At 65.8% G+C, this 25,344-nt stretch carries 22 protein-coding genes, 2 tRNA genes, 1 pseudogene and 1 riboswitch; of the genes and pseudogenes, 8 read left to right on the forward strand and 17 right to left on the reverse strand.

Annotated features, from left to right (window positions below; genetic code table 11):
* Positions 1-130 precede the first annotated feature (130 nt).
* The 8 genes and pseudogenes from WBR68_RS25340 to WBR68_RS25375 form a co-directional block, all read right to left on the reverse strand.
* Positions 131-249, reverse strand: a pseudogene (locus WBR68_RS25340) (cyclase family protein); the annotation flags it as partial.
* Positions 224-2,728 (reverse strand): mechanosensitive ion channel family protein, encoded by a 2,505-nt coding sequence (locus WBR68_RS25345; protein WP_230695583.1) that lies wholly within the window; start codon positions 2,726-2,728, stop codon positions 224-226. The pseudogene WBR68_RS25340 and the gene WBR68_RS25345, both read right to left, overlap by 26 nt.
* A gap of 41 nt (positions 2,729-2,769) precedes the next feature.
* Entirely contained in the window at positions 2,770-3,549 is a 780-nt protein-coding gene (locus tag WBR68_RS25350) for an SDR family oxidoreductase (protein ID WP_230695584.1), read from the reverse strand.
* 1 nt (position 3,550) lies between these two features.
* Positions 3,551-4,576, reverse strand: a complete 1,026-nt coding sequence (locus WBR68_RS25355; protein ID WP_230695585.1) for an ABC transporter substrate-binding protein — start codon at positions 4,574-4,576, stop codon at positions 3,551-3,553.
* Positions 4,577-4,596: 20 nt separating this feature from the next.
* The gene (locus WBR68_RS25360; protein ID WP_230695586.1) at positions 4,597-5,388 is read right to left on the reverse strand and encodes an ABC transporter permease; all 792 of its coding nucleotides are present in this window, start codon (positions 5,386-5,388) and stop codon (positions 4,597-4,599) included.
* Positions 5,385-6,149 carry an ABC transporter ATP-binding protein gene (locus WBR68_RS25365; RefSeq protein WP_050445875.1) on the reverse strand — a complete coding sequence of 255 codons (765 nt, stop codon included), beginning with the start codon at positions 6,147-6,149 and terminating at the stop codon, positions 5,385-5,387. Before WBR68_RS25365 ends, WBR68_RS25360 begins: the two co-directional genes overlap by 4 nt.
* Positions 6,146-7,606, reverse strand: a complete 1,461-nt coding sequence (locus tag WBR68_RS25370) for an acyl-CoA reductase (RefSeq protein ID WP_230695587.1) — start codon at positions 7,604-7,606, stop codon at positions 6,146-6,148. The genes WBR68_RS25365 and WBR68_RS25370 overlap by 4 nt, the downstream gene beginning before the upstream one ends.
* Positions 7,603-8,685, reverse strand: a complete 1,083-nt coding sequence (locus tag WBR68_RS25375) for a LuxE/PaaK family acyltransferase (protein WP_230695588.1) — start codon at positions 8,683-8,685, stop codon at positions 7,603-7,605. The genes WBR68_RS25370 and WBR68_RS25375 overlap by 4 nt, the downstream gene beginning before the upstream one ends.
* A 64-nt stretch (positions 8,686-8,749) precedes the next feature.
* Positions 8,750-8,841, reverse strand: a riboswitch (TPP riboswitch).
* A gap of 267 nt (positions 8,842-9,108) precedes the next feature.
* On the opposite strand from WBR68_RS25375, the gene WBR68_RS25380 reads away from it, so the two are divergent.
* Positions 9,109-10,473: a Fic family protein gene (locus WBR68_RS25380; RefSeq protein ID WP_230695589.1), complete on the forward strand. Its 1,365-nt coding sequence runs from the start codon at positions 9,109-9,111 to the stop codon at positions 10,471-10,473.
* A gap of 72 nt (positions 10,474-10,545) precedes the next feature.
* Here WBR68_RS25380 and WBR68_RS25385 read toward each other — a convergent pair.
* A tRNA-Phe gene (locus tag WBR68_RS25385) sits at positions 10,546-10,621 on the reverse strand.
* Between the two features lie 86 nt (positions 10,622-10,707).
* Positions 10,708-10,783, reverse strand: a tRNA-Phe gene (locus WBR68_RS25390).
* Positions 10,784-11,001: 218 nt separating this feature from the next.
* On the opposite strand from WBR68_RS25390, the gene hemA reads away from it, so the two are divergent.
* From hemA to WBR68_RS25415, 5 genes are all read left to right on the forward strand, one after another.
* Positions 11,002-12,276, forward strand: coding sequence for a glutamyl-tRNA reductase (hemA, locus tag WBR68_RS25395; protein ID WP_050445878.1), 1,275 nt, complete (start codon positions 11,002-11,004; stop codon positions 12,274-12,276).
* 84 nt (positions 12,277-12,360) lie between these two features.
* Positions 12,361-13,443, forward strand: a complete 1,083-nt coding sequence (prfA, locus tag WBR68_RS25400; RefSeq protein ID WP_050445879.1) for a peptide chain release factor 1 — start codon at positions 12,361-12,363, stop codon at positions 13,441-13,443.
* 9 nt (positions 13,444-13,452) lie between these two features.
* Positions 13,453-14,286, forward strand: a complete 834-nt coding sequence (gene prmC / locus WBR68_RS25405) for a peptide chain release factor N(5)-glutamine methyltransferase (protein ID WP_050445880.1) — start codon at positions 13,453-13,455, stop codon at positions 14,284-14,286.
* A 143-nt stretch (positions 14,287-14,429) separates the two neighbouring features.
* Complete coding sequence (gene grxD / locus WBR68_RS25410; protein ID WP_006227137.1) at positions 14,430-14,756, forward strand: Grx4 family monothiol glutaredoxin; 327 nt, start codon at positions 14,430-14,432, stop codon at positions 14,754-14,756.
* 7 nt (positions 14,757-14,763) lie between these two features.
* Positions 14,764-15,327 (forward strand): UbiX family flavin prenyltransferase, encoded by a 564-nt coding sequence (locus WBR68_RS25415; RefSeq protein ID WP_050445881.1) that lies wholly within the window; start codon positions 14,764-14,766, stop codon positions 15,325-15,327.
* A 98-nt stretch (positions 15,328-15,425) separates the two neighbouring features.
* Here the strand turns inward: WBR68_RS25415 and WBR68_RS25420 are convergent, their stop codons facing one another.
* Positions 15,426-16,499 (reverse strand): DUF6817 domain-containing protein, encoded by a 1,074-nt coding sequence (locus WBR68_RS25420; protein ID WP_127185966.1) that lies wholly within the window; start codon positions 16,497-16,499, stop codon positions 15,426-15,428.
* Positions 16,500-16,671: 172 nt separating this feature from the next.
* Here WBR68_RS25420 and WBR68_RS25425 point away from each other — a divergent pair, with 172 nt between their 5' ends.
* The gene (locus tag WBR68_RS25425; RefSeq protein ID WP_230695590.1) at positions 16,672-17,466 is read left to right on the forward strand and encodes a MetQ/NlpA family ABC transporter substrate-binding protein; all 795 of its coding nucleotides are present in this window, start codon (positions 16,672-16,674) and stop codon (positions 17,464-17,466) included.
* Between the two features lie 85 nt (positions 17,467-17,551).
* Here WBR68_RS25425 and WBR68_RS25430 read toward each other — a convergent pair whose 3' ends face one another.
* The 4 genes from WBR68_RS25430 to WBR68_RS25445 are packed head-to-tail and all read right to left on the reverse strand — an operon-like array spanning position 17,552 to position 21,700.
* Positions 17,552-18,400, reverse strand: coding sequence for an SDR family NAD(P)-dependent oxidoreductase (locus WBR68_RS25430; protein ID WP_230695591.1), 849 nt, complete (start codon positions 18,398-18,400; stop codon positions 17,552-17,554).
* Positions 18,397-19,191 carry a citryl-CoA lyase gene (locus WBR68_RS25435; protein ID WP_230695592.1) on the reverse strand — a complete coding sequence of 265 codons (795 nt, stop codon included), beginning with the start codon at positions 19,189-19,191 and terminating at the stop codon, positions 18,397-18,399. Before WBR68_RS25435 ends, WBR68_RS25430 begins: the two co-directional genes overlap by 4 nt.
* Entirely contained in the window at positions 19,188-20,693 is a 1,506-nt protein-coding gene (locus WBR68_RS25440) for a class I adenylate-forming enzyme family protein (protein WP_230695593.1), read from the reverse strand. Before WBR68_RS25440 ends, WBR68_RS25435 begins: the two co-directional genes overlap by 4 nt.
* A gap of 17 nt (positions 20,694-20,710) precedes the next feature.
* Positions 20,711-21,700 carry a tripartite tricarboxylate transporter substrate binding protein gene (locus WBR68_RS25445; RefSeq protein ID WP_230695594.1) on the reverse strand — a complete coding sequence of 330 codons (990 nt, stop codon included), beginning with the start codon at positions 21,698-21,700 and terminating at the stop codon, positions 20,711-20,713.
* A 102-nt stretch (positions 21,701-21,802) separates the two neighbouring features.
* On the opposite strand from WBR68_RS25445, the gene WBR68_RS25450 reads away from it, so the two are divergent.
* Positions 21,803-22,567 carry an IclR family transcriptional regulator gene (locus WBR68_RS25450; protein WP_230695595.1) on the forward strand — a complete coding sequence of 255 codons (765 nt, stop codon included), beginning with the start codon at positions 21,803-21,805 and terminating at the stop codon, positions 22,565-22,567.
* A gap of 17 nt (positions 22,568-22,584) precedes the next feature.
* Here the strand turns inward: WBR68_RS25450 and WBR68_RS25455 are convergent, their stop codons facing one another.
* A complete protein-coding gene (locus tag WBR68_RS25455) occupies positions 22,585-23,133 on the reverse strand; it encodes a DUF934 domain-containing protein (RefSeq protein ID WP_230695596.1) in 549 nt (182 codons plus the stop codon).
* Positions 23,126-24,868 carry a nitrite/sulfite reductase gene (locus tag WBR68_RS25460; protein ID WP_230695597.1) on the reverse strand — a complete coding sequence of 581 codons (1,743 nt, stop codon included), beginning with the start codon at positions 24,866-24,868 and terminating at the stop codon, positions 23,126-23,128. Before WBR68_RS25460 ends, WBR68_RS25455 begins: the two co-directional genes overlap by 8 nt.
* Positions 24,869-25,344: the final 476 nt, after the last annotated feature.

Below are 25,344 nucleotides of genomic sequence, written 5' to 3' on the forward strand. Positions count from 1 at the left end.
CTATCGCGCGGAACCCATCAAGCAGCGGTGGATAGTCTGCCAATCCAGCCACAACGCAACCGCCGCGTGATGGGTTTCGCGCGATGGGCAGCGGGGGTTCTTGCCTTCAATTGGGCGCGCTGCACCCATCCTACATCGTCGCGATCGGCGTCACCGATGACCGATCGCGTGCGGCAGGCGCAACCGTGGGGCGGTCAGCATGAAATGATGCCGGCCATTGGTTTCAAGAAATTCCGCCAGGTCCCGGATGGGGCTGCGATCTGCGCGCGCCGCTCAGTACGGCGTCCAACGCCGCGCCCGCTTCTTCCGACACGCTGCGTAAATGCAGGTCGCGTTGTGGAAACGCAATCTCGATGTCTGCCTGCCGCAGCGCGTCAACCATGCGCGCCATCATGTCGCTGCGGATGTTGATCCAGCGGTCGAAGTCGTAGGTCCAGGCGCGGACGCTGAAATCCAGCGTGCTGGCGCCAAAGCCCATGAACAAGACGGTGGGCGCCGGTTCGACGACGACGCCGGGTGTGTCGCGGGCCACGGCGTCCAGCACCTCGATCGCGCGCTTGGGCTCGGTGCCGTAGGCCAGGCCGATACTGACCTCGATGCGGCGGCTGCGGTCCAGCAGGGTCCAGTTGGTGAGCTTGTCGGATAGCAGCGTGCCGTTGGGCACGATCACATCGGCGCCGTCGAAGGTCTTGATGCGGGTGGCGCGCATGCCGATGTCGCGCACCTGGCCTGATGTGCCGCTGATTTCTACCACGTCGCCCGGCTGTATCGGCCGTTCGAACATCAGGATCAGGCCCGACACGAAGTTATTCACCACCCCTTGCAGGCCGAAGCCGATGCCCACGCCCAGCGCGCCGAACACGATGGTCAACTGGCTGGTCTGAAAGCCCGCCGCCGACAGCGCGATGCCCAGGCCCAGCAGCAGCACCAGGTAGTACGACAGCGACGCGATGCTGTTGCCCACGCCGCGCGGCAACGCCATGCGGGTCAGCACCTCGTCGCGCAGGATCAGGCGGATGGTGCGCGCGGCCCAGAACGCAATCACCACGGAAACCAGGAAGAGCAACACGTTGCCCAGGCTGATGGACACTTCGCCCACGGTCAGGGTGTAGGACAGCACCTGCGTGGTGAACGCATAGGTGGCGCGCAGGATGCGGAAGCGGTCCATGGCGTAGACCGCCCAGCCCAGGAAGGCGGCGACGGTCAGCAGACGGATCAACAGTTGCACCAGCGGCGGCGCATGTTCGCGCGCCAGCCGGAAGCGCGCAATGCCCTGGCGCGCCAACAGCACTTGCATCAGGGTGATGATGACGGTGACGCCCGCGTAGAGCACCAGCCCGAAGTAGCCGCAACCGATGACGGCGCTGGTCAGCATTTCCGCCAGCGAGACATTGCCGAACAGATTGGCCGCCAGCGACACGCACAGCAACGCGACCGCGCCCCAAGCGATGGCGCGCAGCATGCCTGCCAGGCGGGCGGAAGCGGGGGGCGGCGTGTCGCGCCGACGCCGGCGCAACAGCCACACGATGGCGGCCAGCGACACCGCGGTCAAAGCCACGGTGGACAGGCGGTAGAACAAGGTGTTGGCCAGGAACAGGAAGCCCAGCCGCTCCGCCAGGAACAAGGCGGTGATGGCATAGGGCCAAAGATCCAGTTGCCGACGCGCGGACGGCGGCAGCAGGCGCAGTACCGGCACGGCCGCCAGCACCAGCGCTATCTGCTGCACCATCAGCGGCGCGTCGGGTTCCAGCGCCAGCACTGCCACCATGGAAAGCAGCAGCCAGGCGGACAAGGGGCGGCCCAGCACGCCCGCGGCGGTTTCGCTCATGACGCCCGCGCGGATGGCATCGCGGCTCTTCCTGGCCAGCCACAGCAGAAACACCAGCAGCACGATCTGAATCACATGCAGGGCGCGCTGGTTGCCGCTGCCGGTGCCGCTGTAGTCGCGCGCGAAGCGGGCTTCGATGTCGATGCCGGTGCTCAGCAAGGCCATGGTGTCTTCGCTGGTGTCTTGTGTCTTGCCCAGGTCCCAAAGCGGTGGCGAATCCACGCGCATCAGGCGCGCGTCGATGTCGTTGATGGCTTCGGCCACGGCGCGCTGGCCCGCCTTGATGCGCTCTTCGACGGCGTTGGCGCGTAGTTCAAGCTGGGCTTGGTTGGACAGCGGACCGGATAGCGCCAGCGCGGCGGCGGTCAGTTGCGCCACCACGGCATCCACGCGGTCGGCCAGCGCGGGCGGCAGGCTGGCGGCGGCGGTGGAATTCTTGATGGCGTGCCAGGCGTCGCGGCGGCGCAGCAGTTCGGCGGCGTCGCTGGCGTACCAGGCGGTGGCCTGGCGCAGGTCTGCCTGCCAGCGCGCCAGCCGATGGGCGTCAAAGACCCAATGCCGTTCCAGACTCTCGACGCGCATGATGGGCAGGGTGCGCAGTTGGGCCGGTTGGAATTCGTAGAGCTTTTCGTCAGCCGATTTGGCGATCGCTTCCAGCGCCGGCCCGAGCTTGGCTTCGGGGTCGGTGGTGGCCACGCGCTGCATCACGCCTTCGGCGTAGCGCGTGTCGCTGTCGGCGCGCAGCGGAATGTCGCCCATCTGAATGACGGCGGGCGCGGCAGGGGCGGTGGGGGGTGTTGCGGCCGGCGGGTCGGCCCAGGCAAGCCGCGCCTGGGTCAGCCCCAACAGGCCAAGAATCAATCCGAACAGGACATACAGGGTGCGTGCTCGGACGCGCATGGGCGGCTCCGTGGGGGGCTGCGAACGGGGGGCTATCCACTCTAGCGCATCACCAGTCCGCCGTCCACGAACAGCACCTGCCCGGTCATGAAGCCGCTCCAGTCGGACGCCAGGAACAGCACCGGGCCGGCTACATCCTCGGGCCGGGCGATGCGGCGTAGTGGTGTGGCGGCAATCAAGGCGTCGCGGAACGACTCCTGGGTGCTGCCGCTGGTCTCGGTGGGGTAGACCAGGCCGGGCGCCACGCAATTGACCCGGATACCGTAGGGGCCCAGTTCGGCCGCCAGGTTGCGGCTGAACGCCACCAGCGCCGCACGGGCGGTGGTGTAGTCGTGATACGGCACGACGGGGTGCTCGATCAGGTTGCTGGCGATGTTGACGATGCAGCCTCGGGCGCGCAGCTTGAAATGCGGCAGCGCGGCGTGGCAGACGTTGAACGCGGCGCCCACCGAGCCATCGAACTGCGACTGGTAGTGCTGCCACGACAAGGCGTCGAAGGCCGTGCGCTGGCGGGGGTCGAACGTGTAGTGCCGCAGAGCATTGTTGACCACGATATCCAGCCGGCCGGCGTCTTGCACGATGCCGTCCACCATGGCGCGTACCGCGTCCGCCACACCCACGTCGGCCTGCACGGCCCAGGCGTCGCCGCCCGCGGCCTGGCACTGCGCCACCACGGCGTCCGCGGCGGCGGCATTGCTTAAATAATTGACGACCACCGTCGCGCCTTCGCGCGCGAAACCGCGTGCGATCTCGGCGCCGATGCCTCGGCTGGCGCCTGTCACCAACACGACCTTGCCGGCGAATTTCTGCGTGGCGTCCATGTCAGTCTCCCGGGAGCAGGCCGGTGTCGACCACGGCTGCGATGTCGATGGGCTTTTCGATCAGGCCCAACGCGCGGTAGGCGTCGGCGGCCTGTTGCAGCGAGCCCAGGTCGAACGCGCCCAGCGGCCGACCGGCGGCGGTCGCGGCCGCATTGCGCAGCCGGATCACTTCCAGGCTGATGGCGCGGTCGGTGCCGTCGATGGCGCGTTTGCCGGCCAGGGTGGCGGCTTCTTCCGGCTGGGCGATCATCCACGCCGCGCTGTCGCGATACGCCTTTAAAAATGCCCGCAGCAGCGGCTGCTTTTGTTGATAGACCGCTTCGCGCACCACGAACAGGTCGCTGGACACGTTTAGGGTGTCGCGCACTTCCATGACGTTGACCTCGCCCAGGCCGCGCCGCCGCCCCACGAGCAAGCCGGTGTCGGTGGCGGCGGTGGCGTTCACCTGGCCTTGCAGCAGCGGCGCGAAGTTCAGCACGCCGGTCACCACGATTTCCACATCGGCTTCGGTCAGGCCCGCCTGATGCAGCATCACCAGCAGGTTCTGGCGGGTGCCGCTGGCCAGGCTGTAGACGCCGATGCGCTTGCCCTTCAAGTCGGCGGGCCGTGTGATGTTGGCCGACTTCAGCGACACCACGTTGAACACGTTCTGCGGATAGATGTCGTAGATGGCGCGCAGCTTCTCGCCCTTGTCCAAGGCCATGAAGAACGAACCGGGGTCGGTGAAGGCCACGTCGGCCTGACCGCTGAGGATGTTGCGGATGGCGTCGCCGCCGCCCGCGCCGGGCAGGTAGACCAGTTCCACGCCCTGGGCCTTGAAGAAACCTTTATCGGGTTCGGCCAGCAGATTGGTGATTTCGCTGATGGGCTTGCTCCAGCCGGCCACCGTGACCCTGCCGGACGCGGCGGCCTGGGCGTTTTGGGCGCGCGCGGTTCGCGGCGCCAGGGTGGCCAGGGGCGTCAGCGACACGGCGGCAAGGCTTGCGGCGGCGGTCAGCAGGGCGCGGCGGGTGGGGTGCGGAGGCATGGAAGGGGTCCGGAAGAGAGTCATGATTGATCGGCATAGGGGCGCAGCAGGCGCCGTTCCAGCAGCAGCGTGGCCTGATAGCCCAGCAATCCGATGATGGCGATGGCGGTCAGCGCGGCGAACATCAGGGGCGTGTCCATCATGCCTTGCGCGGCGATGATGACGGCGCCCAGCCCCCGGCTGGCGCCAATGAACTCGCCCACCACGGCGCCCACCAGCGCCAGCACCAGCGCCACGCGCAGGCCGGCCAGAATGCCGGGTAGCCCGGCGGGCAGTTTCAGGCGCAACAAGGTCTGCGTGCGCGAGGCGCCCAGCATGCGGAACAGTTGCAGCCGGTTCGGGTCGACCTGCCGCAGGGCGGTCAGGGTGTTTTCCATCAAGGGAAAAAAGCAGATCAGCGCGGTCATGACCACGGTGGGCGCCATGCCGAAGCCGAACCACAGCACGAACAGCGGCGCGAGCGCCAGCTTGGGGACCACCTGGCTGACGATGACATAGGGCTTGAGCACGCGGTCCAGCAAGGCGGATTCCGCCAGCGCCACGCCGATGCCCAGCCCCGCCGCGCCGCCGATCACCAAGCCCAGCAGCATCTCGGCAAGCGTCGCGCCGATGTGGGGCCAGAGGTAGCCGGTGGCAAGACTGGTCCATAGCGTCTTCGCCACGGCCGTGGGGGCGGGAAGCACCAGTGCTGATATACCCACCTGCCGCACGGTGATTTCCCACGCGGCCAGCAGCAGCACCAGCAGCGCAAGGGCAAGCAGGCGGGGCTTGATCGTGGCTTGGGTCGCCGCTTTGGTGACGCTCGGCTTCATGGGCGCGCCCCGTTCATGAATTCAAATACCTGCGCGCAGGCCGCATTGAATGCCGCGCCATGGCGCATGGCTTGCGTGCGCGGCGCGGGCAGGTTCACCGGCAGGTCGGCAAGCATGCGGCCCTGGTGCATCACGGCGACACGGTCGCCCAGGTACACCGCTTCGCTGATGTCATGGGTGACGAACAGCACGGTGGTATTGCGCAGGCGGCACATGCGCAGCAGGTCGTCTTGCAGCTCGCCGCGTGTGATGGCGTCCAGCGCCGCGAACGGTTCATCCAGCAGCAGCAAGGCCGGTTCAAGAATCAAGGCCCGCGCCAGTGCCACGCGGCTTTGTTGGCCACCGGATAGCTGGCGGGGATAGTGTTGTGCATGGTCGGACAGCCCCAGCATGGCCAGCAAGCCGTGCGCGCGTTCCAGGTCTTCCGGCAGCGGTCGGCGTTGCAGCGACACGGGCAGCAGCACGTTGTCGATCACGCGTTGCCATTCCAGCAGCGTGGGTGCTTGAAACACATAACCCAGTTGCGGGCCGGGCGCGGCGGGCGTGCCGTCTTGCAGCACGACGCGGCCGGACTGCGGCGTGATCAGGCCGGCGGCAAGTTTCAGCAGCGTCGTCTTGCCGCAGCCGCTGCGGCCAACCAGGCAATGAAAGCCGCCGGCTTGCAGGCGCCAGTCGATGCCGTTCACGATCGGCGCGCGGCCGGGGTAGGTGTAGACGGCCCCTTCGATATGAAGAAAGGGCCGGGCCGGGTCCGCCATCATGGTTCGTACGACGCGTAAGGGTCGGCGGCGGTTTCGGCGGATTGCTCGATTTCGGTCATGCGAACCAGATCCAGCAGGTTGAAGCGGCCGTCGTGATGCCAGCCGGCTTCGGGCACGCTCATCGCGCCGATGGCGCTGATGCGGGTGACGCCCGCCGCGCCCAGTTGATCGGCCAGCCGGTAGAGCTCTTCGGGCGTGGCTGCCACGCCCGCCGTTTGCAGATAGCGGCTATGCGCGGCCACCAACGGCGCCACGTCATCCAGCGTGTCGACGCCGGCCACCACGATGCTGCGTTGCAGAGCCGTGGGCGCAAGCGGCGCGGCGGCATCGGTGTACGAGACGCTCCATGCCGCGTCGGGCTCGCCGATCAGCGCGTCGGCCCCACCATCCGGCAACTGCCATTCGATGGTCTGCCGCCACTTCGCCACGGCGGCGGATTCCGCCAGGTCCAGCGCGCGGCGCGGAAAGCGGCGTTGCAGATTGGCCAGTTCGCCCGCCAGATAGCCGGCAAAGTCGCGCGGCGATACCGGGCCGCCGCGCTGCACGTAGAAAACCTGGGGCGAGTAACAGCCCTGCTGGTCGTAGCGCATCACATCCCAGGCCGCGCGACGAGCCAGGGCGGGGCCCTTCTGAGCGTCCAGCGCCGCCGCGCTGACCACGCCAAAGCCCAGCTTGTGGCCATGCGCCAGAAAGCGCGTAGTGACGGGCAGGCGTTGCTGAATGGCGTGCAGCGCGTCGTTGCCGCCGTAAGCCACCACCGTATCCGCCTGCGCGTAGAGCGCAGCGGCATCGTCGTCCCCCGCGCCGCGCCACCACACCACGGCCAGGCAATCGGCAAGCGGCGGATGCTCTTCCGCCAGCAGGCGCGCGAACCAGCCGGCAAACAGAGGCTCGGCGCTGGGCAGCTTGCCGATATTGCCCGCCTTCACCAGCAGCCCGCAGATCAGGCTCCACAACGCCAGCGCGGGCACGTTGCCCGCCCAGCTATGCACCAGCAACTGCGGGCCATGGGCGCGCACCGCGCCGCCTTTCGGCGCAGGCTGAAAGCCGTCCAGCACCTTGGGGTTGGCGAAGTCCTCGGCCACAAAGCGGTGCAGTTGCGGCGCGCGAAACGTCTTGAAAAAGCCGGTGAGGCCCAGCCGCACCATCTGCGCGTCGTAGCCGCTGACGATCGGCAGCAGCGCGTCGGCTTGCCGGCGGTACGGGTCGCTGGGGTCAAGCAGGCGAGCGATGGCGCGGTCGATGACGTCGATGATTTCCGACACCGTCATCGTCTTCAGATGCCGGGCGCTGGCTTCTTTGACGCGCTGCGCCAGCGCCCGCATCTGCGGGGCGGTCAGCACCGGCACGGCCACGTCGACGCGCTGGCCATCCTGCTCGAAGGGCAGCGTCTGCCATTGGACATCGGCCGAAGCCAGCCCCGGCAGATAGCCCGCTTCGATCCGTTGCGCGTTCATGGCCGCGTGGACTGAATGAACTCTTCGACCGCCAGCGAGCAACCCTTGGCCTGCGCGCCCTCGGCGCGGCCCAGCAGCAGGAAGCCGCCGTCGGCGGGTTCGCCCACGTCTTCGGTAAGGATGGTGCTGACCGAATTGAAGTTGCCCAGGTCGCAGTGCGCCAGGATGCCGCGTTCGCCGGCCGGCACCGTGCGCCCCGTGACAGGGTCCACCAGGCGCGAACGGATCCAGTGCGGCCCCGATTTCACGGAAGGGACCGTGGCGTTGCCGTCGTCATAGAACTGCGTGCTGAGCTCGGTCATGCCGTACATGTTGATGCACAGCGCGCGCGGCACGCCCAGCAGGTCCGATAGTTCGGCATAGAAAGTGTCCAGCGGCAATTCGCGCGATTGGCCCTTGTAGCCGCCGGTGTCCAGGATGCGGCTGCCCGGCGGCAGACGGAACGTTCGGCCTTCCTTGCGCAGCGCGTCGATCACATGCACGAAGCTGAAGCTGGCGCCCAGCAGGGCGTAGGGCTCGCCATCGCGCTCGGCGGCTTCCAGGCGGCGCCACAAGCCATCAAGATCGATGCCCTGGGGCGACATGAAATAGCGGCTGTCGTCGGTGCCAAACGCGGTCTTGGCCAGCGCCAGGTAATGCGCCAGCGACGAATTGGGCATGGCCACTTCATCCGGGAACAGAATGCCCATCGGCAAGCGCGGTGTGCCCCGCATGACGCGGGCGGCGAAGTTGCGCGTCATGGACAGGTCGTAGACGTCCAGGTGCGGATGAAAGTGACGCCCGCGCATGTCGGCGCGCGTGGTGCCGCTGGTCATGAAGACGCGCTCGTCGGGGCGGGCGGGTTCACAGCGCAGTTCCATCGCCTTGAAGGCGTCGATGGGCACGGCGGGAATGTCGCTCCAGGTCTTCACATTGCGCACCGTCGCGCCCCGACGCTGGCAGAACGCGCGGTAGGGGGCGTTGGCGCCGTACTGATACGCAAACAGCCGCAGCGCAAGCTGATCAAACTGCGCGTCGGTGCAGCCGTCCTGGGCAATGAATTCAAGGAGTTCCGCGACGGGCGGGGCGGCGTTGTTCATGGGCGTTCGTTGATTCCAATACAGGGAAGCTCCGAAGCCCGCCCGCACAAGCGGCGCAAAGGCGCGGCAGGGCGAATGCTCTTCTTACGCCGGCATGAACCGGGTCAAGTTCGCGGGTTTGATTCTCAGCACTGGCGTGCACCCCGGAGCAAAGGCAATGTTAACCCGCTCTAGGGTTCGTCGCTTTGGTCGAATCCGGACGATAGGGACGGTTTTCGCACTCTTGCGCGAGCAGTTGTTGAGTGGCGGCTACGATGAGCGACTTGCCAAAGGTCGTGAGCGGCACATGGACAGGCAAGCGCCGCCGTCAATACCGTCAGCCGCTCAAAATCGTTAACTATCTGCCCAGAGGGTAGTATTTGCTCATTAATGAGCAGATACTGGGCAGATACTACCTTCCTGAGCAGATACTGAGCAGATACCATGAGCAAAGTGACCCCGAAATCAGTCCTGGATGCTATCCGGCACTTGGCTGCGGCCGGGCAGCAGGAGGTTTCCTCCACCGACATCATCTTTGCGACGCAAGGCAGCTCGGCCACCGTGCGGCGACATCTCGATGCGCTGTGCGCTGGTGGACAACTCACACGCAGCGGCCAAGCGCGGGCAACGCGCTATCGGCTAACGGACGCAGCATCTGCCGAAAAACCTACCATCACCGAGGCGCTGCCCGAGCTTCAGGCTCGCCTGCATCCGACTTGGTCGGCTGCCGCGGTTGAGCTGAACAAGAAACTCGACGTGCCCCTCGCCGCGCGCGACCCGGTGACGTACCGGCGCGAGTTTGTCGATAGCTACGTGCCCAACGAGAGCTGGTTGGTGCCGAAATCCCTAGCTGAAGAGTTGTATCGCTCAGGGAGCATGAAAGAGCAACTGCCGGCTGGAACCTACGCTCGCGAGGTACTGGAGCAACTGCTTATTGACTTGTCCTGGTCGTCCTCTCGACTGGAAGGCAACCCCTATACCATGCTGGCTACCGAGGAACTGTTCAAGAAAGGGACCGCCGGCGATGATGCGAACGCGGTGATGCTGCTCAATCACAAGGCAGCTATCGAGTTCCTCGTGGAAGCGGTTCCGCTTCAGGGCCTTTCGACCGCGGTCGTCAGAAATCTGCACGCAGTGCTCATGCAGGACCTGCTTGCTGACAGCAACGGGCTCGGGGCTATCCGACAGAAAGTGGTCAACATCAGCGACACCGTCTATGTGCCAACCCAGGTGCCGGCAATTCTCGAAGAAATGTTGGAGGCTATCCTGCACAAGGCCAGGCACATCAAGAATCCGGTCGAGGCAGCCTTCTTCCTCTGGGTCAACCTGGCATACCTGCAGCCGTTTGAGGATGGCAACAAGCGCACCGGCCGGCTGGCAGCGAACATTCCGCTGATGCTTTACAACTGCTCGCCACTCTCGTTTCTGGACGTCGATCCGCACGATTACGCGCGTGCGATGCTGGGTGTGTATGAGTTTCTGGATGTCGCGCTCGCGGTGGAACTGTTCGCCTGGACGTACCGTCGCTCGCAGAAGAAGTATGCCGTGGTGATGGAATCGCGGGGCAAACCGGACCCACTGCGACTGCGTTACCGCGAGAGCCTGAATGACGCCATCGGCCTAGTGGTCCGGGACAGAAGGCCCGTGCATGCCGCCGTTGAAGCGCTCGGCCTCACTGAGAGCGCGGCACCTGGCTTCCAGGCAATGCTGCTGGATGACCTGAAGAAGTTGGAGGTATTCAACTACGCGCGCTACCGGCTCACGCTGAGCGCGACGCAAGCCTGGATTGACGACGGCCGGCCGCAGTAAGCACGAGCTGTTAGAAAATTGACAGCCAAACGCAAAAAGCCCCGCCAAGGCGGGGCTCAATGCTTGAATTTTTGGTGGCCTGGGGCGGAATCGAACCACCGACACAAGGATTTTCAATCCTCTGCTCTACCGACTGAGCTACCAGGCCAACACGTACACGGTGCAAAAAGCCCAGCGCGGCGGCTGGGCTTTTTTGGGATCTTGATATTGCTACCGCAACCCCAATAATTCTTTTGGTGGCCTGGGGCGGAATCGAACCACCGACACAAGGATTTTCAATCCTCTGCTCTACCGACTGAGCTACCAGGCCAACGAAGTCCGCAACTATACACAATTTTTTTGGGCCACGCCAGCAACGCGGGGTCAGATCGCCAACTATTTTTCCTCCCCGGTTCCCGCCCCGACTGTTGGGTGAATGGCACGGAAAGGTGCGACGCAGCGTCGCGGCTGGGGGCGGAACTGCGCTGGGGATAACCCGCAGGGGTATAATCTTCCAGTTATTTCGTGGCAGTCTTTTACGCATCCTCCATGTCGGTAGCTGTCCTTGCCTTCGGTCTGAACCACACGTCCGCGCCGGTTTCGGTTCGCGAGCGCGTGTCCATGCCCGTCGATCTGGTCAAGCCCGCGCTGGAAGGCCTGCGTTCGGCATTCGGCGGTTCCGTCCGCGAAGCCGCCATCCTGTCCACCTGTAACCGCACCGAGATCTATTGCGCCGCTGACGGCCACGTTGCCGATCAATTGCCCGCCTGGCTGGCTGAACACAACCGCCTGGACGCCGGCACGCTGCGCCCGCACCTGTACCGCCATCACCAAGACGACGCCGTGCGTCACGCTTTCCGCGTGGCCAGCGGGCTGGATTCCATGGTGCTGGGTGAAACCCAGATCGTCGGCCAGATGAAAGACGCCGTGCGCGCCGCCGGTGAAGCCGGGTCGCTAGGCACCTTGCTGCACCAGATGTTCCAGCGCACGTTCTCGGTGGCCAAGGAAGTGCGGTCGCAAACCGCCATCGGCGCGCAGTCGGTGTCCATGGCCGCCGCCGCCGTCCGCCTGGCCGAGCGCGTGTTCGGCAACCTGGACCAGGCCCGCACGCTGTTCATCGGCGCGGGCGAAATGATTGAACTGTGCGCCACCCACTTTGCCGCGCAACGCCCGCGCAGCATGGTCGTGGCCAACCGCACGGCCGAGCGCGCCGAAATCCTGGCCAACCGTTTTTCGGCCAGCACCATGAAGTTGGCCGACCTGACCGAGCGCCTGTCGGAATTCGACGTCATCGTGTCCTGTACGGCAAGCTCCCTGCCCATCCTCGGCTTGGGGATGGTGGAACGGGCCACGCGCCTGCGCCGCCACCGTCCCATGGTCATGATCGACCTGGCCGTGCCGCGCGACATCGAACCTGAAGTCGGCCGCCTGGACGACGTCTACCTGTACTCGGTGGATGACCTGGGCCGCCTGGTGCAGACCGGCACCGACGCGCGCCGCGCCGCCGTGGTGCAGGCCGAAGCCATTATCGAAACCCGCGTCCAGGGCTTCATGCACTGGATGCAGTCCCGCGAAGTGGTGCCCGTCATCCGCGACCTGCACCAGGCCGCCGAAGACGTCCGCGCCGCTGAACTTGAGCGCGCGCGCCGCCTGCTGGCGCGCGGCGAATCGCCCGAAGCCGTGTTGGAACAACTGGCGCATGGGCTGACGCAAAAATACCTGCACGGCCCGCTGGCGGCCTTGAACCGCAGCGAAGGCGACGACCGCAAGCAACTGCTTGCCTGGATGCCGCGCCTGTTCCCCGGCCGCGACTCCCGCCGTTAGCGAATCTGCCCCACGTCCCGCCTCCTGGCGGGCGTTCGTCTTTGTGGGCGCCCGCTATTCCTGTTTTCTCTTTGGTCATTCCCCATGAAATCTTCCATGCGCAGCCGGCTGGAGCATCTGTGTAACCGCCTGATCGAGGTGGACGCGTTGCTCGCCCAACCGGAAACCGCGTCCGATATGGACCGTTTCCGCAAGCTCTCGCGCGAACGCGCCGAGCTGGAACCCGTGGTGGAGGCCTTCACCGCTTTCGCTCGCACAGAGGAAGACCTGGCGACCGCGCAGGAAATGCTGTCCGACCCGGACATGAAGGCCATGGCCGAAGACGAGATCAAGTCGGGCCGCGTCAAGTTGGAAAGCCTGGAAAGCGCGCTGCAATTGCTGCTGCTGCCGCGCGACCCCAATGACGGGCGCAGCGTGTTCCTGGAAATCCGCGCGGGCACGGGTGGTGACGAAAGCGCGCTGTTCTCGGGCGACCTGCTGCGCATGTACACGCGCTACGCGGAAACGCGTGGTTGGCGGGTCGAGCTGATGTCGGAAAGCGCCTCGGAACTGGGCGGCTACAAGGAAGTGATCGCGCGCATTGACGGCGACGGCGCCTACGGCCGCTTGAAGTTCGAGTCCGGCGCGCACCGCGTGCAGCGCGTGCCCGCCACCGAAGCGCAGGGTCGCATCCACACGTCGGCCTGCACCGTGGCCGTCATGGCCGAAGCCGACGAGATGTCGGAAATCGTCATCAACGCCAATGACCTGCGCATCGATACGTTCCGTGCCAGCGGCGCGGGCGGCCAGCACATCAACAAGACCGATTCCGCCGTGCGGATCACGCACTTGCCGACGGGGCTGGTGGTGGAATGCCAGGACGACCGGTCCCAGCACCGCAACAAGGACAAGGCCATGCAGGTGCTGGCCGCGCGTTTGAAAGACAAGGAAACGCGCGAACGCCAAAGCAAGGAAGCGGCCGAGCGCAAAAGCCTGATCGGCACGGGCGACCGCTCCGAGCGCATCCGCACCTATAACTTCCCGCAGGGCCGCGTGACGGATCACCGCATCAACCTGACGCTGTACAAGTTGCAGCAGATCATGGAAGGCGACCTGGAAGAGCTGACCGGCGCGCTGATCGCCGAGCATCAGGCCGAGCAGTTGGCGGCGCTGGGCGACGACATCTAAGGCGGCGCCATGACGACGCCCCAGCTGAAAAGCCTGCTGCTGGACACGCGCCTGCCGCGCCTGGAAATTCGCATGCTGCTTGAACACGTGCTGCAAAAGCCGCGCGCCTGGCTGCTGGCGCACGACACCGACCCGCTGTCGCCCGATGTGGCGGCGGCGTTCGAGACCTTGCTGGCGCGCCGCCTGGCCGGTGAACCCATGGCGTATCTGCTGGGCCATCGTGAATTCATGGGCCACCGCTTCCGCGTCACGCCCGACGTGTTGATACCGCGCCCCGACACCGAAGTGCTGGTGGAAACCGCGCTGGAATGCGTGGCGGGTATCGCGGGGCCGGCCGTGCTGGACCTGGGTACGGGCAGCGGGGCCATCGCCATTTCGATTGCCCTGGCGCGCCGCGACGCGCGGGTGATGGCGTCTGACCTGAGTGCCGCCGCGCTGAAGGTGGCGGCGGCCAACGCCTGGGACTTGACCGCGTCAGTGCGTTTCGTGGAAGGCAGCTGGTTTGACGCCGTGCCCGCGGGCGAAGGCTTTGACCTGATCGTGTCCAATCCGCCCTATGTCGCCAATAACGACCCGCACCTGGACCAGGGCGACTTGCGCTTCGAACCGCGTGGCGCGCTGACCGATGGCGCGGGCGGGCTGGAAGACCTGGGCCGCATTGTGGCCGGTGCCGGCGCGCACCTGAAGCCAGGCGCGCAGCTATGGATGGAGCATGGCTGGGACCAGGCGCAGGCGGTACGCGGCTTGCTGGAGGACGCGGGCTTTGAATCGGTGCACAGCCGCCACGACCTGGCGGGCATTGAAAGAATTTCCGGCGGGCGCTGGCTGGCGGCAGGGCGGTGAACGGCCCGTCTGTTACAGATTTTCAGGGTGGGAAACCCGCCCGCTTTGCTCGGCACCCGCGTAGGCTTCGGGGTATTGCAGGGCGGTTTTTTCCGCTGTACCTATAATTGGCGTATTCCGTTATGCCTGTCCAAGAGACCACCATGAGCGACGTTCAAGAATTCATCCGCGAAACCGTGACCCAGCACCCCGTCGTGCTGTTCATGAAGGGCACTGCCCAATTCCCGCAATGCGGCTTTTCCGGCAAGGCCATCCAGATCCTCAAGGGCTGTGGCGTGAAGAAGCTGGTTACCGTCAACGTGCTGGAAGACGACGAAGTCCGCCAGGGCATCAAGGAATTCTCCAGCTGGCCCACCATCCCCCAGCTTTACGTGGCGGGCGAATTCATCGGCGGCTCGGACATCATGAACGAAATGAATGAGTCCGGCGAACTGAAGACGCTGCTGGAGCAATCCGGCGCCACGGCTTAAGCCGCCCATGCGGCGACTTGTCATCGGCATCACGGGCGCCACCGGCGCGCTCTACGCGGTGCGCATGCTGCAAGCCTTGCGTGGCGTGGACGATGTTGAGACGCACCTGGTGGTGTCGGCGTCCGGCGTGCTGAACATCAAGCACGAAATGGACGTCAGCCGCCACGACATCTATGCGTTGGCCGACCACGTGCATTCAGTGCGCGACGTGGGCGCCACGCTGGCCAGCGGCGCGTTCCAGACGGCGGGCATGGTGATCGTGCCATGTTCGATGCGCACCCTGGCGGCCGTGGCGCATGGCCTGTCCGATAACCTCATCACCCGCGCCGCCGACGTTACCTTGAAGGAACGCCGGCGACTGGTGCTGATGGTGCGCGAAACGCCCTTCAATCTGGCGCACCTGCGCAACATGACCGCCGTGACCGAAATGGGCGGCATCGTGTTTCCGCCGCTGCCGGCGTTTTATCACCGCCCGGCAAGCATTGAAGAAATGGTGGACCACACCGTGGCGCGCGTGCTGGAAATGTTCGACATCGTCGTGCCCGGCCCGCACTGGGAAGGCATGAAGTAGCCGACTTGCTTCGGTAGCGTGCACATGTAGCGTGAACATCTAGCGTGAAGATGAAGCAGCCCCGCATGCGGGGCTGTTTGCATGGTGGTCGCGCGGGCTTACTCCACCAACCCCAAGCCATTCAACGCGGCCAGGTTTTCCGGCCATTGGCGCGCGCGCGCGTTTTGCAGTTCGATGCGCGCCCAGGCCATCCAGCCCGCCCACTCAATCCGCTTGTCCCACGCCGTGCCCCAGGCTTGCAAGGCCGCCAGGCCCGCTGCCGCATGCGCTTGGGCTGCATCGAAATCGCCCGCGGTCAGCGCCAATTGCGCCAGCAGCAGGCGGGGTTCACCCACCCAGGGGTTGTGTTCAACGGCGGCTTCCAGCAGATGGCGCGCGCTGTCCATTTCCGTCAGTGGATGCATGCGCGTGATGACTTGCCAGTACAGCGCGCTGGCGGCCGCCTCGTCGCGCGCGCTGAGCGTGGCGCGGCAGGCGTCGAACGCCGGGGGAATGGGGATGCCCGTATCGGCGGGCATGCGCGACAAGGGCGCCAGCAGGTGCGACAACATCGACAAAATGTTCGACGGCGGCTTCAGCGGACCGGGCCACAGCGACGACGCCCAGTTCGTTTTCAAATCGCGCCGCTGCTGCTGCGGATAGCCCGCGAAGATCTCGTCTTGCCAGCTATGCCATTGTTCGCCGATGTCGGCGGCGGACACGACGATGAACGCGGCAACCTGGCGTGGCGTCAACGTAAAGACCTGCCCGTTGGCGCCTTCAAGCGTCATGCCGTCGTGGCCCGTGCCTTGGCCCGCCAGCACCACCTGCACGAACTTCGTGCGCGGCATCTCGCAGAACAGGCTGACCCACGCTTCGGCCTCTTCGCCCAGTACCTCGCGCAGGGTCGAGCGTTCGCGCTCGCGGTCAAACAGCGTCAAGTCCACGTATTCGTTGCCGTAGACGCTGTGGAACAGACCCAGCATCCGCACTTCGCGCGGCTGGTTCCACAGCGCCAGCGTGCGGTACACGCCCAGCAGATGATGCTTGAAGGTGCCGGCCTTGTGCCAGTCTTCGCCGGCGCTGCGGGCGAACAGCAAGTCCAGCAACGCGGGCAGGTCGGCATCGATGGCGGCGTAGTGGTCGGCAAGCAGCGCGCGCGCGTGCGGGTGGAGTTCGTGGGTGGTGGACATGGCGCAAGGCGTGTAATTGAAAGCAGCCGCTATTGTGTCCGCATGAGGCGGGCTTGTCATGGGGCGGCGCTTTATACGATTTGGCGCATATCAATATGAATATTCATCGCTTCCGGTTTGGTAGCACGCTGCATAGAATCGCGGGTCATTCTTTTTACTTCCAGAGATTCTCATGCGCCTTCGCCATACCCTCGCCATTTTTGCCGCCGTGCTCGGATTCGCCGGCACCCAAGCCATGGCGCAGGACGCCGAACTGAAGGTGGGCGTCACCGTCGGCCCGCACGCGCAAATCGGTGAAGTGGCGCAGCAGGTGGCGGCCAAGCAGGGCCTGAAAGTGAAGCTGATTGAATTCAGCGACTTCATCCAGCCCAACGCGGCGCTGGACGCCAAGGAGCTGGACCTGAACATCTACCAGCACAAGCCCTTCCTGGATTCGCAGAACAAGGCGCGCGGCTACAAGCTGGTGCCGGTGGCGACCGCCGTGGTGCAGCAGATGGGCATCTATTCCAAGCGCCTGAAGTCGCTTGATGATCTGCCGCAAGGCGGCAAGGTGGCCATTCCCAACGACCCGACCAACGGCGCCCGCGCGCTGCTGGTGTTGCAGGCGGCCAAGCTGATCACGCTCAAGGACGGCGTCACGGTGACGGCGTCGCTGTTCGATGTGGTCGAGAACCCCAAGAAGCTGAAGTTCATCGAGATCGAAGCGGCACAGTTGCCGCATTCGCTGGCGGACGTGGACGCCGCGGCGGTGAATTCCGCCTATGCCATCCCGGCCGGCCTGTCGCCCGCCAAGGACGCGCTGGCGCTGGAAAGCAAGGACGCGCCGTTCGCCGCCGTGGTGATTGCCGCGCGCGAAGACAACAAGAATGACCCGCGCATCGCGCGCTTCATCAAGGCGTACCAGTCGGACGAGGTAAAGGCGTTTGTGGCCAAGCAGTTCCCGGGTGCGTATTCCACGTCCTGGTAAGCCGCCATACCCGCCATACCCGCGCCGCCTGCCCGCCTTCGAAACGCGGCGCCTGCAACGGGCGCCGCGTCTGACGCACTGCGCGTCAGGCGTACTTGCCCGTCAACCCACCGTCCACCACCAGTTCCGTGCCGGTGATGTAGGACGCATCGTCCGACGCCAGGAAGGCCACGGCCTTGGCCACTTCCCAGGGCGTGCCCATCCGGCCCATCGGCACCTGCTTGTCGCGCGCGGCCAGCGCCGCCTGCAGGTCGTTGGGGTCGAACATGCGCGCCACGTTCTGCGCCACGCGCGGCGTGTCGATCAGGCCGGGAATGACGGTATTCACGCGAATGCCGTCGGCCGCGTATTGCTGCGCCGCCATGCGCGCAAAATGAATCACCGCGGCCTTGCTGACGCTGTACGCCAGGTGCGGATAGCCGGTATAGCGGATGCCCGCAATGGACGACACCGTGACGATGGCCCCGCCGCCTTGCTGGCGCATCAGCGGCGCCAGGAGGCGCGTGGCGATCAGCAGGCTGGTCACGTTCACTTGCTGGATACGGTTCCAGTCATCCAGCGAAATGTCTTCCGGCCCGCCCACCTTGCCGATGCCCGCATTGGCTTGCAGGATGTCGATACGCCCGTAGCGGCGCAGCGCGGCGTCCACCGCGGCCTGCATGGCGTCCGGGTCGGCCACGTCCGCCTGCACGGGTAAGGCGCAGCCGCCCGCCAGCTCGACCTGATGCGCGGCGTCTTCGGCGGCAGCAAGATCCACGTCCAGCGCCACCACCGCCGCGCCTTCGCGCGCCAGCGTTACACAGCTAGCGCGGCCGATGCTCCAGCCGGCGGCCGACGCGCCGGCGCCGGCCACCAAGGCGATCTTGCCTGCCAGGCGCCCGCTGCCAGGGGCGGGGGCGGTAGCCGTTGTGGCCGCATTGGCCGTGTCCGTCATGCCGAGCCCTCGCCGTCATGCTGATGCGTCTTGCCCTTGCCCACATAGGGAATGGCGTGGTCGATGGTTTCCCAGATGTAGCGGCCCGACGGGCTCTGCTGCTCTTCGGCCACATGCGACACCAGCCCGGCCGCGCGCGAGATGACGGCAAAGCCGCGCATCAGGTCGGTGGGCACGCCGATCTCGCTCAGCAGCGCCGCCACCGCGCCCGTGGCGTTGATGGTGATGTGCTTGCCATAGGTTTCGTCTACCGCTGTCGCCAGCAGGCGCAGCGCCCGCAGCGATGCGCCGTCCAGGTCCGGCTCGGCTTCGGCCAGCGCCAGCAGCTTGATCGAACGCGGGTCGTCGGGCTTGTGCAGATGGTGCCCAAAGCCGGGCAGGGCGCGGCGCTGTTCACGGAACTCGCGTGCAATGGCCAGCGCTTCGGCCCGGCCATCCGCCGCTTGCTTGATGCGGTCCAGCAGGCGCGAGCAGTTTTCCATGGTGCCCACGAACTGACTGCCCACGGCCATCAGGCCGGAGGCGACCGCGCCTTGCAGGTTCTCGGGCGCGCTCATGTAGATCAGGCGCGTGGCGATGGCGCTGGGCGTCATGCCGTGTTCCATCAGCGTCACCAGCACGGCGTCAACGATGCGCATGTCCACGGGGCGCGCGTCACGCCCCAGGATCTGCATGATCATGACTTCGGTAAACGTCTTCTTGCCGATCAGGTCTTCAACCAGATCCACATCCCGGTAAGACATGCCGGTCAGGTGATGGGCGCAAAGACGGGTCTCGGGGGTAGTGCTCATGCGGTTTCCTTTTGCGCGGCGTCGCGCACGGCGTTCTTCAACACCTTGCCCACGCTGGAGCGCGGCAGGCTGTCGTGAAAATGGAATTGTTTGGGCGTGGCGACCGGGCCCAGCAGCGCGCGCACATGCGCTTTGAGGGCTTCGGCGTCGGCTTGCGCGCCAGGGTGTAGCTGGACGGCGGCGTGCACGGCCTCGCCCCATTTGTCGTCGGGCAGGCCGAACACCGAGCATTCGTACACCGAGGGGTGCGCCGACAAGGCGTTCTCGACATCCACGGGATACACGTTGAAGCCGCCCGTGATGATGACGTCGCGCAGGCGGTCTTTCAGGTACAGGAATCCGCGCGCATCGATCAGGCCGGTGTCGCCCGTGTGCAGCCAGCCGTCCACCAGCGTTTCGGCCGTTTTCTCGGGCAGGCGCCAGTAGCCGGTCATGGTCAGGTCGCCCTGCACCACCACCTCTCCGATTTCACCCCGGGGCAGCAGCGCGCCATCGGCGCCCATGATGGCCACGTCCGACAGCCAGGTCACCCGGCCGACCGAGGCGCGGTTCTCGGGCGTTTCCAGGTCGGCGGGGCGCAGCACCGTGACGATCTGCGGCGCTTCCGTCTGGCCGTAAGTGGTGCCCAGCACGGGGCCGAAGAACTCGCGCGCGCGGTCGACTTTTTCCGGCGGCATCGGGGCGCCGCCGTAGATCAGGTTGCGCAGCCTGGGGAAGTCGGCGCGCGACACGCCCGGCTGCGCCATGATCATGTAGATCAGCGTGGGCGGCATGAAGCTCAGCGTGCCGCCCCGTTCGCGAAACGCCGCCGTGATGCTGGCCGGCGTCACGCTGTCCAGCAGCAGGTGCGCGCCGCCACACGCCAGGATGGGCAGCAGATAGGTGCCCGTGCCGTGCGTGATGGGGGCGGACACCACGTAGCGGTCTTCGCGGGTCAGTTCCCAGCTGGCGATCTGGTTGATGATGCCCGCGTTCCACGCGCGGTACGGTTGCATCACGCCCTTGGGCAGCCCGGTCGTGCCGCCCGTGAACTTGATGGCCTGCGTGGCATCGCGGGACAAGTCGTGGCGCACAGGCTCGCGCCCGGCGTAACGCTTGAGCAGCGCGCCCGCCGCCAGTGCTTCCGCGCTGTCGTCCAGATGGATGCGCGCGCCATCCGACGCGCGCGCCAGCGGCGCCCCGACGCCGTCGACGATCACGATCGACGGCGCCGTGGCGTCCAGGATGCGCCCGATCTCGCGCTCGGTGCTGCGGTAATTAAGCGGCACCCAGACCTTGCCGCTGGCCATCACCGCCAGCAAGGCCAGGATGTGCCGCGCGGAATTGCCCGCGCAGATGGCCACGCGGGTTTGCGGCTCGGGGTCCAGGTCTTGCAAGGCCGCCGCCAGCGCCCGCGTGTCGGCCGCGAGTTCGGCGTAGGTCACGACGCCATCGGGGCCGTCCAGCGCCACGCGCTGCGGATACTGCTCGGCGGCGCGGAAGAAAAAATCGATCGGGGTCACCTGGTGCTCCTTGAAACCTAGTTGGCCTTGATGTTGGCGCGCTTGACCACGGCGGCCCATTTGTCGATTTCGCTGGTGATCTTCTTGCCAAAGGTCTCGGGCGAATTCGGCGGCTGTGGTGCGTAAAAGCCCGCCTGCTTGTATGACGCCTGCACCGCCGGGCTGGCCAGCGCCTTGTTCAAGGCCTCGTTCAGCCGCTTGACGACGGCGTCGGGCGTGCCGGCGGGCGCCATCAGGCCAAACCACGATTCAACGTCAAAGCCCGCCAAACCGGATTCGGCCAGCGTGGGTACGTCCGGCGTGGCATCCAGCCGCTTGGGCGAGGTGACGCCCAGCGCGCGCAGCTTGCCGGCCTGCACGTGGGGCAGCGACGACGGCAGGTTGTCGAACATGGAATCCACTTGTCCGCCCAGCAGATCGGCCACGGCCGGACCGCTGCCGCGATACGGCACGTGCAGGATGTCGGTGCCGGTTTCCATCTTGAAGAGCTCGCACGACAGGTGAATGGACGAGCCGCTGCCGGACGACGCGCAGGTCAGCTTGCCCGGATTGGCCTTGGCGTAGGCGATGTATTCCTGCACCGTCTTGATCGGCACCTTGGGGTTGACGACAAGAATGTTGGGAATGGTGGCGACCAGCCCGACCGGCTTGAAGTCTTTGACGAAGTCGTAGTTGAGCTTGCTGTACAGCGAGCGATTGATGGTGTTGGCGATGGAGCCCATGTACAGCGTGTAGCCGTCGGCCGTGGCGCGTGACACGATTTCCGCGCCGATGTTGCTGTTGGCGCCCGTCTTGTTCTCGACGACGAAGCTTTGCCCGAGCTCTTCGGTCAGCGACTTGGCCATCAAGCGCGCGACGATGTCGGTGGCGCCGCCGGCGGCGTAGCCGACCACGATGGTCACGGGTCGATCGGGATACGGCGCGGCTGCCAGCGCAGCGCCATTAAGGGCAAGCGTGCCGCTCAGGGCGGCCGCGATGGCGGCCAGCCTCCTGGTGATTGTCTTCATTGTTGTCTCCGTCCTGTTTGTCTAGTATTTGGACAGATCTTTGTCTGCCCGCTTTCATATTGGGCTTAGTCAAGGGCGTCATCAACGCAGCGTGTCCAAAATATGAACAAACCGGAATTGGAAGGGTCTGGCCCGCGCATCCTGCGCCGTGGCTTGCGGGTGTTGGGGGTGTTGCGGCAGGCGGGTGCGGGGGGCATGCATGTGGCCGATATCGCGCGTGCGGCGGGAATGCAGCGGTCTACCGTCTACCGGTACCTGGATGTGCTGATGGAAGAGGGCTACGCGCTGCGCGAGCCGAATGCACCGCGCTGGCGGATGGCGGAACTGGGCGTGATGATGGCGGACGACCCCCACGCGCAGGCGGTGCGGCGGCTGCGGCCGATACTGCGCCAGATCAGCGATGTAACGGGTGATTCCGCCTTTCTGATCTGCCGCGCGGCGAACGATTCGCTGTGCCTGCACCGCGAGGTCGGCAACTATGCCGTGCAGGTGCTGGCGGTAACGGTGGGCCATCGCCAACCCTTGGGGGTGGGCGCGGCGGGGTTGGCCCTATTGGCGGCCTTGCCGCCGGGCGAAGCCGATGACGTGGTGACGCAAAACGCGCAAGCCTTGAGCGCGTATGGCGGCATGACGGCCGCGCACATGCGGCGCCTGGTGGAAAACACGCGGGGCCGGGGATGGTCGGTGGTGGGCAACGCCGCCGTGCCCGGTGTGCTGGGCGTGGGCGTGGCGCTGTGCGATGCCAGCGGCTATCCGCGTCTGGCGGTCAGCGTGTCCAGCGTGATCGACCGCATGCAGGCCACGCGCCAGCGCAGCATTGCCGAGCTGATCCGCACGCACCTGGCGCAGGATGAAGCTCGGCTGTAGCGCGGCGCGCGGGGGTATCAGGCGGCCGCTGCCGACGGGGGCGCGCGATACGTCTTCTGGTAGTGCACCGTGAACGTCTTGAAGGCGTCCAGCGCCTTGTGCGGGTCGTGGCCGGGCTTGACCAGGAAGCTGTTGAAGCCGACGCGCGCCTGATAGTGGATGGTGTCGATCATGACGTCACCCACCGCGCGCAGTTCGCCGGCCCATTGGTATTGCGTGCGCAGCAATTGCGCCAGCGAATAGCCACGGCCATCCGTGTAGTTGGGAAAGTCCACGGCGATGAAGGCGATGCCGGCCGGGTTCAGAGTGCCGTCGGCATCAAGCAGGTCACGCAGGTCGGCGTCGGGTTCCAGCAGCACGGCCACGGGATGCTGGTGGCGGCGCAAGGTGGCGCGCGACGTCTTCCAGATGGACAGCGGCACGACCCAACCGGGTTCGTCCGTGGGCACCTGGCCTTCGGCGGCCACTTCGGGTTCGGGCACGAAAGGGCGCGACGTGTCGGCTTGCAGGCGGCCGTCAAGAATCAGGTGCGGGCCGGGGGCGTCGTGGGCGTAGAGGTCAGACATGGGCGGGCTCGGCGCTTTGTGCGGGTTTGGCGAAGGCGGGATCGGCGTAGACGTCCTGCTTGAAGGGGTCGATGCCAACGCGGTCCACCACGTCGATGAAGCGCTCGGTTTCGCTGTCGCGCAGGCCCAGGTAGGTGCGGATCAGGCGGTCGACCACGCCGGGCACCTGGTCGCGCGCGAACGAGGGGCCGATGATGCGACCCACGGCGGCGCCGCCGCCACGGGTGGATTCCAGGTCGGGCAGGGGCTTGGCGGCGCCGTTCTGGCGGCCACCCAGCGTCACCTGATACCACTCTTCGCCGGCCTTATCGACGCCCAGGATGCCGATGTGCCCCACGTGGTGGTGGCCACAGGAGTTGATGCAGCCCGAGATGTTCAAGTCCAGTTCGCCGATTTCGAACAGGTAGTCCAGGTCGTCGAATTGGCGTTGGATGGCTTCGGCCACGGGGATGGACACGGCGTTGGCCAGCGCGCAGAAGTCGCCGCCGGGACAGGCGATGATGTTGGTCAACAGGCCGACGTTGGGCGTGGCCAGGTTCAGCGCTTCCAGCTTCTGCCACAGCTCGTGCAGCCGCGCGCGGCGCACGTCGGCCAGGATCAGGTTCTGTTCGTGCGACACGCGCAGTTCGCCATAACCATAGGCATCGGCCAGGTCGGCCACGGCGTCCATCTGGTCGGCGGTGATGTCGCCGGGCGGCACGCCGGTGGGCTTGAGCGAAACGGTAACGGCGGCGTAGCCCGCGACCTTGTGCGCGTGCACGTTGGTGCGCAGCCAGCGCGCAAAGCGCTTGTCGCCGGCGGCCAGGGCGTCGGTGTTGTCGGTGTCTTGCGCGGCGGCGGCATCGTATTGCGGCCACACGAAGCGGGCCTTGATGCCGTCAACGAATTCCTGAGTGATGGTGTCGGGGCCGTCTTTGATCAACTGCCACTGTTCATCGACCTGCTGGGCATAGACTTCGGGCGTCAGGTCCTTGACCAGGATCTTGATGCGCGCCTTGTACTTGTTGTCGCGGCGGCCATGCAGGTTGTAGACCCGCAGCGCGGCTTGCAGATAGGTCAGCAGGTGCTGCCATTCCACGAAGGGGTTGATCAGCTTGCCAACGATGGGCGTGCGGCCCATGCCGCCGCCGACCCACACGCGAAAGCCCAGCTTGCCATCGCGTTCAACGGCTTGCAGGCCGATATCGTGCACGCCCACGGCCGCGCGGTCTTGCACGGCGCCGCTGACGGCGATCTTGAATTTGCGCGGCAGGAAAGCGAATTCGGGGTGCAGCGTGGACCACTGGCGAATGATTTCGCACCAGACGAGCGGATCGACGAGTTCATCGGGCGCGACGCCGGCGAAGTGGTCGGTGGTGGTGTTGCGGATGCAGTTGCCGCTGGTCTGGATGGCGTGCATCTGGACGGTGGCGAGTTCCGCCAGGATGTCCGGCACGTCTTCCAGCTTGGGCCAGTTGAACTGGATGTTCTGCCGGGTGCTGAAGTGGCCGTAGCCGCGATCCCACTTGCGCGCGATGTGCGCCAGCGTGCGCAATTGGCGCGACGCCAGCATGCCGTACGGAATGGCCACGCGCAGCATGGGCGCGTGGCGCTGGATGTACAGGCCGTTCTGCAAGCGCAGAACGCGGAATTCATCTTCGGTAAGCTGGCCGTCGAGGAAGCGGCGCGTCTGATCGGCAAACTGCGCCACACGTTGCTCGACAAGCTGCTGGTCGACGGGGTCATACACGTACATGTCTACTGCCCTTGTAGTCTTCTCGGTTCGAGCCTTTTTGCGCCCGGCGCGGGGCGGCGGAAAAGGGGATTCATAACCGTAACAGGCAGCAGATATCAGCGTCTAAGTCATTCTCGTAATAAGAAAATAAGGCGGCGATCCGGCGGATCAGCGCGATTCGGTCACCGTCACGATGGCGATCGGAAAATGGCACGTAGGATGGGTGCAGCGCGGCACGGCCGGGGCAAGAATCCCAACGCCGACCGCGCGAAACCCATCAAACGCCGGTGAACAAACGGCAATTCCCGCCACGGCACCAACGCCGTCCGATGGGTTGCGCGCGGTCGGCGTACGGTTTCTTTTGTCGTGCATCCCGCGCTTCACCCATCCTACGTGCCTCATGGGGACCGTCGGCCGTGGGTAGATTCTATGGTTTGGCGCAAGCCTGGCTGGCCATAAAGAGGTTTACATCGAAGGGTTTGCGCGATTTCCATACG

The sequence above is a fragment of the Achromobacter sp. JD-1 genome, assembly GCF_038594925.1.
In the GTDB taxonomy this organism is placed as follows: domain Bacteria; phylum Pseudomonadota; class Gammaproteobacteria; order Burkholderiales; family Burkholderiaceae_B; genus Achromobacter; species Achromobacter spanius_C.

What these genes read in the sequence shown, in the direction of transcription:
- WBR68_RS25345 (WP_230695583.1), bottom strand. Translation starts at nt 2,728, where the DNA reads ATGCGCGTCCGAGCACGCACCCTGTATGTCCTGTTCGGATTGATTCTT.
- WBR68_RS25350 (WP_230695584.1), bottom strand. Translation starts at nt 3,549, where the DNA reads ATGGACGCCACGCAGAAATTCGCCGGCAAGGTCGTGTTGGTGACAGGC.
- WBR68_RS25355 (WP_230695585.1), bottom strand. Translation starts at nt 4,576, where the DNA reads ATGCCTCCGCACCCCACCCGCCGCGCCCTGCTGACCGCCGCCGCAAGC.
- WBR68_RS25360 (WP_230695586.1), bottom strand. Translation starts at nt 5,388, where the DNA reads ATGAAGCCGAGCGTCACCAAAGCGGCGACCCAAGCCACGATCAAGCCC.
- WBR68_RS25365 (WP_050445875.1), bottom strand. Translation starts at nt 6,149, where the DNA reads ATGATGGCGGACCCGGCCCGGCCCTTTCTTCATATCGAAGGGGCCGTC.
- WBR68_RS25370 (WP_230695587.1), bottom strand. Translation starts at nt 7,606, where the DNA reads ATGAACGCGCAACGGATCGAAGCGGGCTATCTGCCGGGGCTGGCTTCG.
- WBR68_RS25375 (WP_230695588.1), bottom strand. Translation starts at nt 8,685, where the DNA reads ATGAACAACGCCGCCCCGCCCGTCGCGGAACTCCTTGAATTCATTGCC.
- WBR68_RS25380 (WP_230695589.1), top strand. Translation starts at nt 9,109, where the DNA reads ATGAGCAAAGTGACCCCGAAATCAGTCCTGGATGCTATCCGGCACTTG.
- hemA (WP_050445878.1), top strand. Translation starts at nt 11,002, where the DNA reads ATGTCGGTAGCTGTCCTTGCCTTCGGTCTGAACCACACGTCCGCGCCG.
- prfA (WP_050445879.1), top strand. Translation starts at nt 12,361, where the DNA reads ATGAAATCTTCCATGCGCAGCCGGCTGGAGCATCTGTGTAACCGCCTG.
- prmC (WP_050445880.1), top strand. Translation starts at nt 13,453, where the DNA reads ATGACGACGCCCCAGCTGAAAAGCCTGCTGCTGGACACGCGCCTGCCG.
- grxD (WP_006227137.1), top strand. Translation starts at nt 14,430, where the DNA reads ATGAGCGACGTTCAAGAATTCATCCGCGAAACCGTGACCCAGCACCCC.
- WBR68_RS25415 (WP_050445881.1), top strand. Translation starts at nt 14,764, where the DNA reads ATGCGGCGACTTGTCATCGGCATCACGGGCGCCACCGGCGCGCTCTAC.
- WBR68_RS25420 (WP_127185966.1), bottom strand. Translation starts at nt 16,499, where the DNA reads ATGTCCACCACCCACGAACTCCACCCGCACGCGCGCGCGCTGCTTGCC.
- WBR68_RS25425 (WP_230695590.1), top strand. Translation starts at nt 16,672, where the DNA reads ATGCGCCTTCGCCATACCCTCGCCATTTTTGCCGCCGTGCTCGGATTC.
- WBR68_RS25430 (WP_230695591.1), bottom strand. Translation starts at nt 18,400, where the DNA reads ATGACGGACACGGCCAATGCGGCCACAACGGCTACCGCCCCCGCCCCT.
- WBR68_RS25435 (WP_230695592.1), bottom strand. Translation starts at nt 19,191, where the DNA reads ATGAGCACTACCCCCGAGACCCGTCTTTGCGCCCATCACCTGACCGGC.
- WBR68_RS25445 (WP_230695594.1), bottom strand. Translation starts at nt 21,700, where the DNA reads ATGAAGACAATCACCAGGAGGCTGGCCGCCATCGCGGCCGCCCTGAGC.
- WBR68_RS25450 (WP_230695595.1), top strand. Translation starts at nt 21,803, where the DNA reads ATGAACAAACCGGAATTGGAAGGGTCTGGCCCGCGCATCCTGCGCCGT.
- WBR68_RS25455 (WP_230695596.1), bottom strand. Translation starts at nt 23,133, where the DNA reads ATGTCTGACCTCTACGCCCACGACGCCCCCGGCCCGCACCTGATTCTT.
- WBR68_RS25460 (WP_230695597.1), bottom strand. Translation starts at nt 24,868, where the DNA reads ATGTACGTGTATGACCCCGTCGACCAGCAGCTTGTCGAGCAACGTGTG.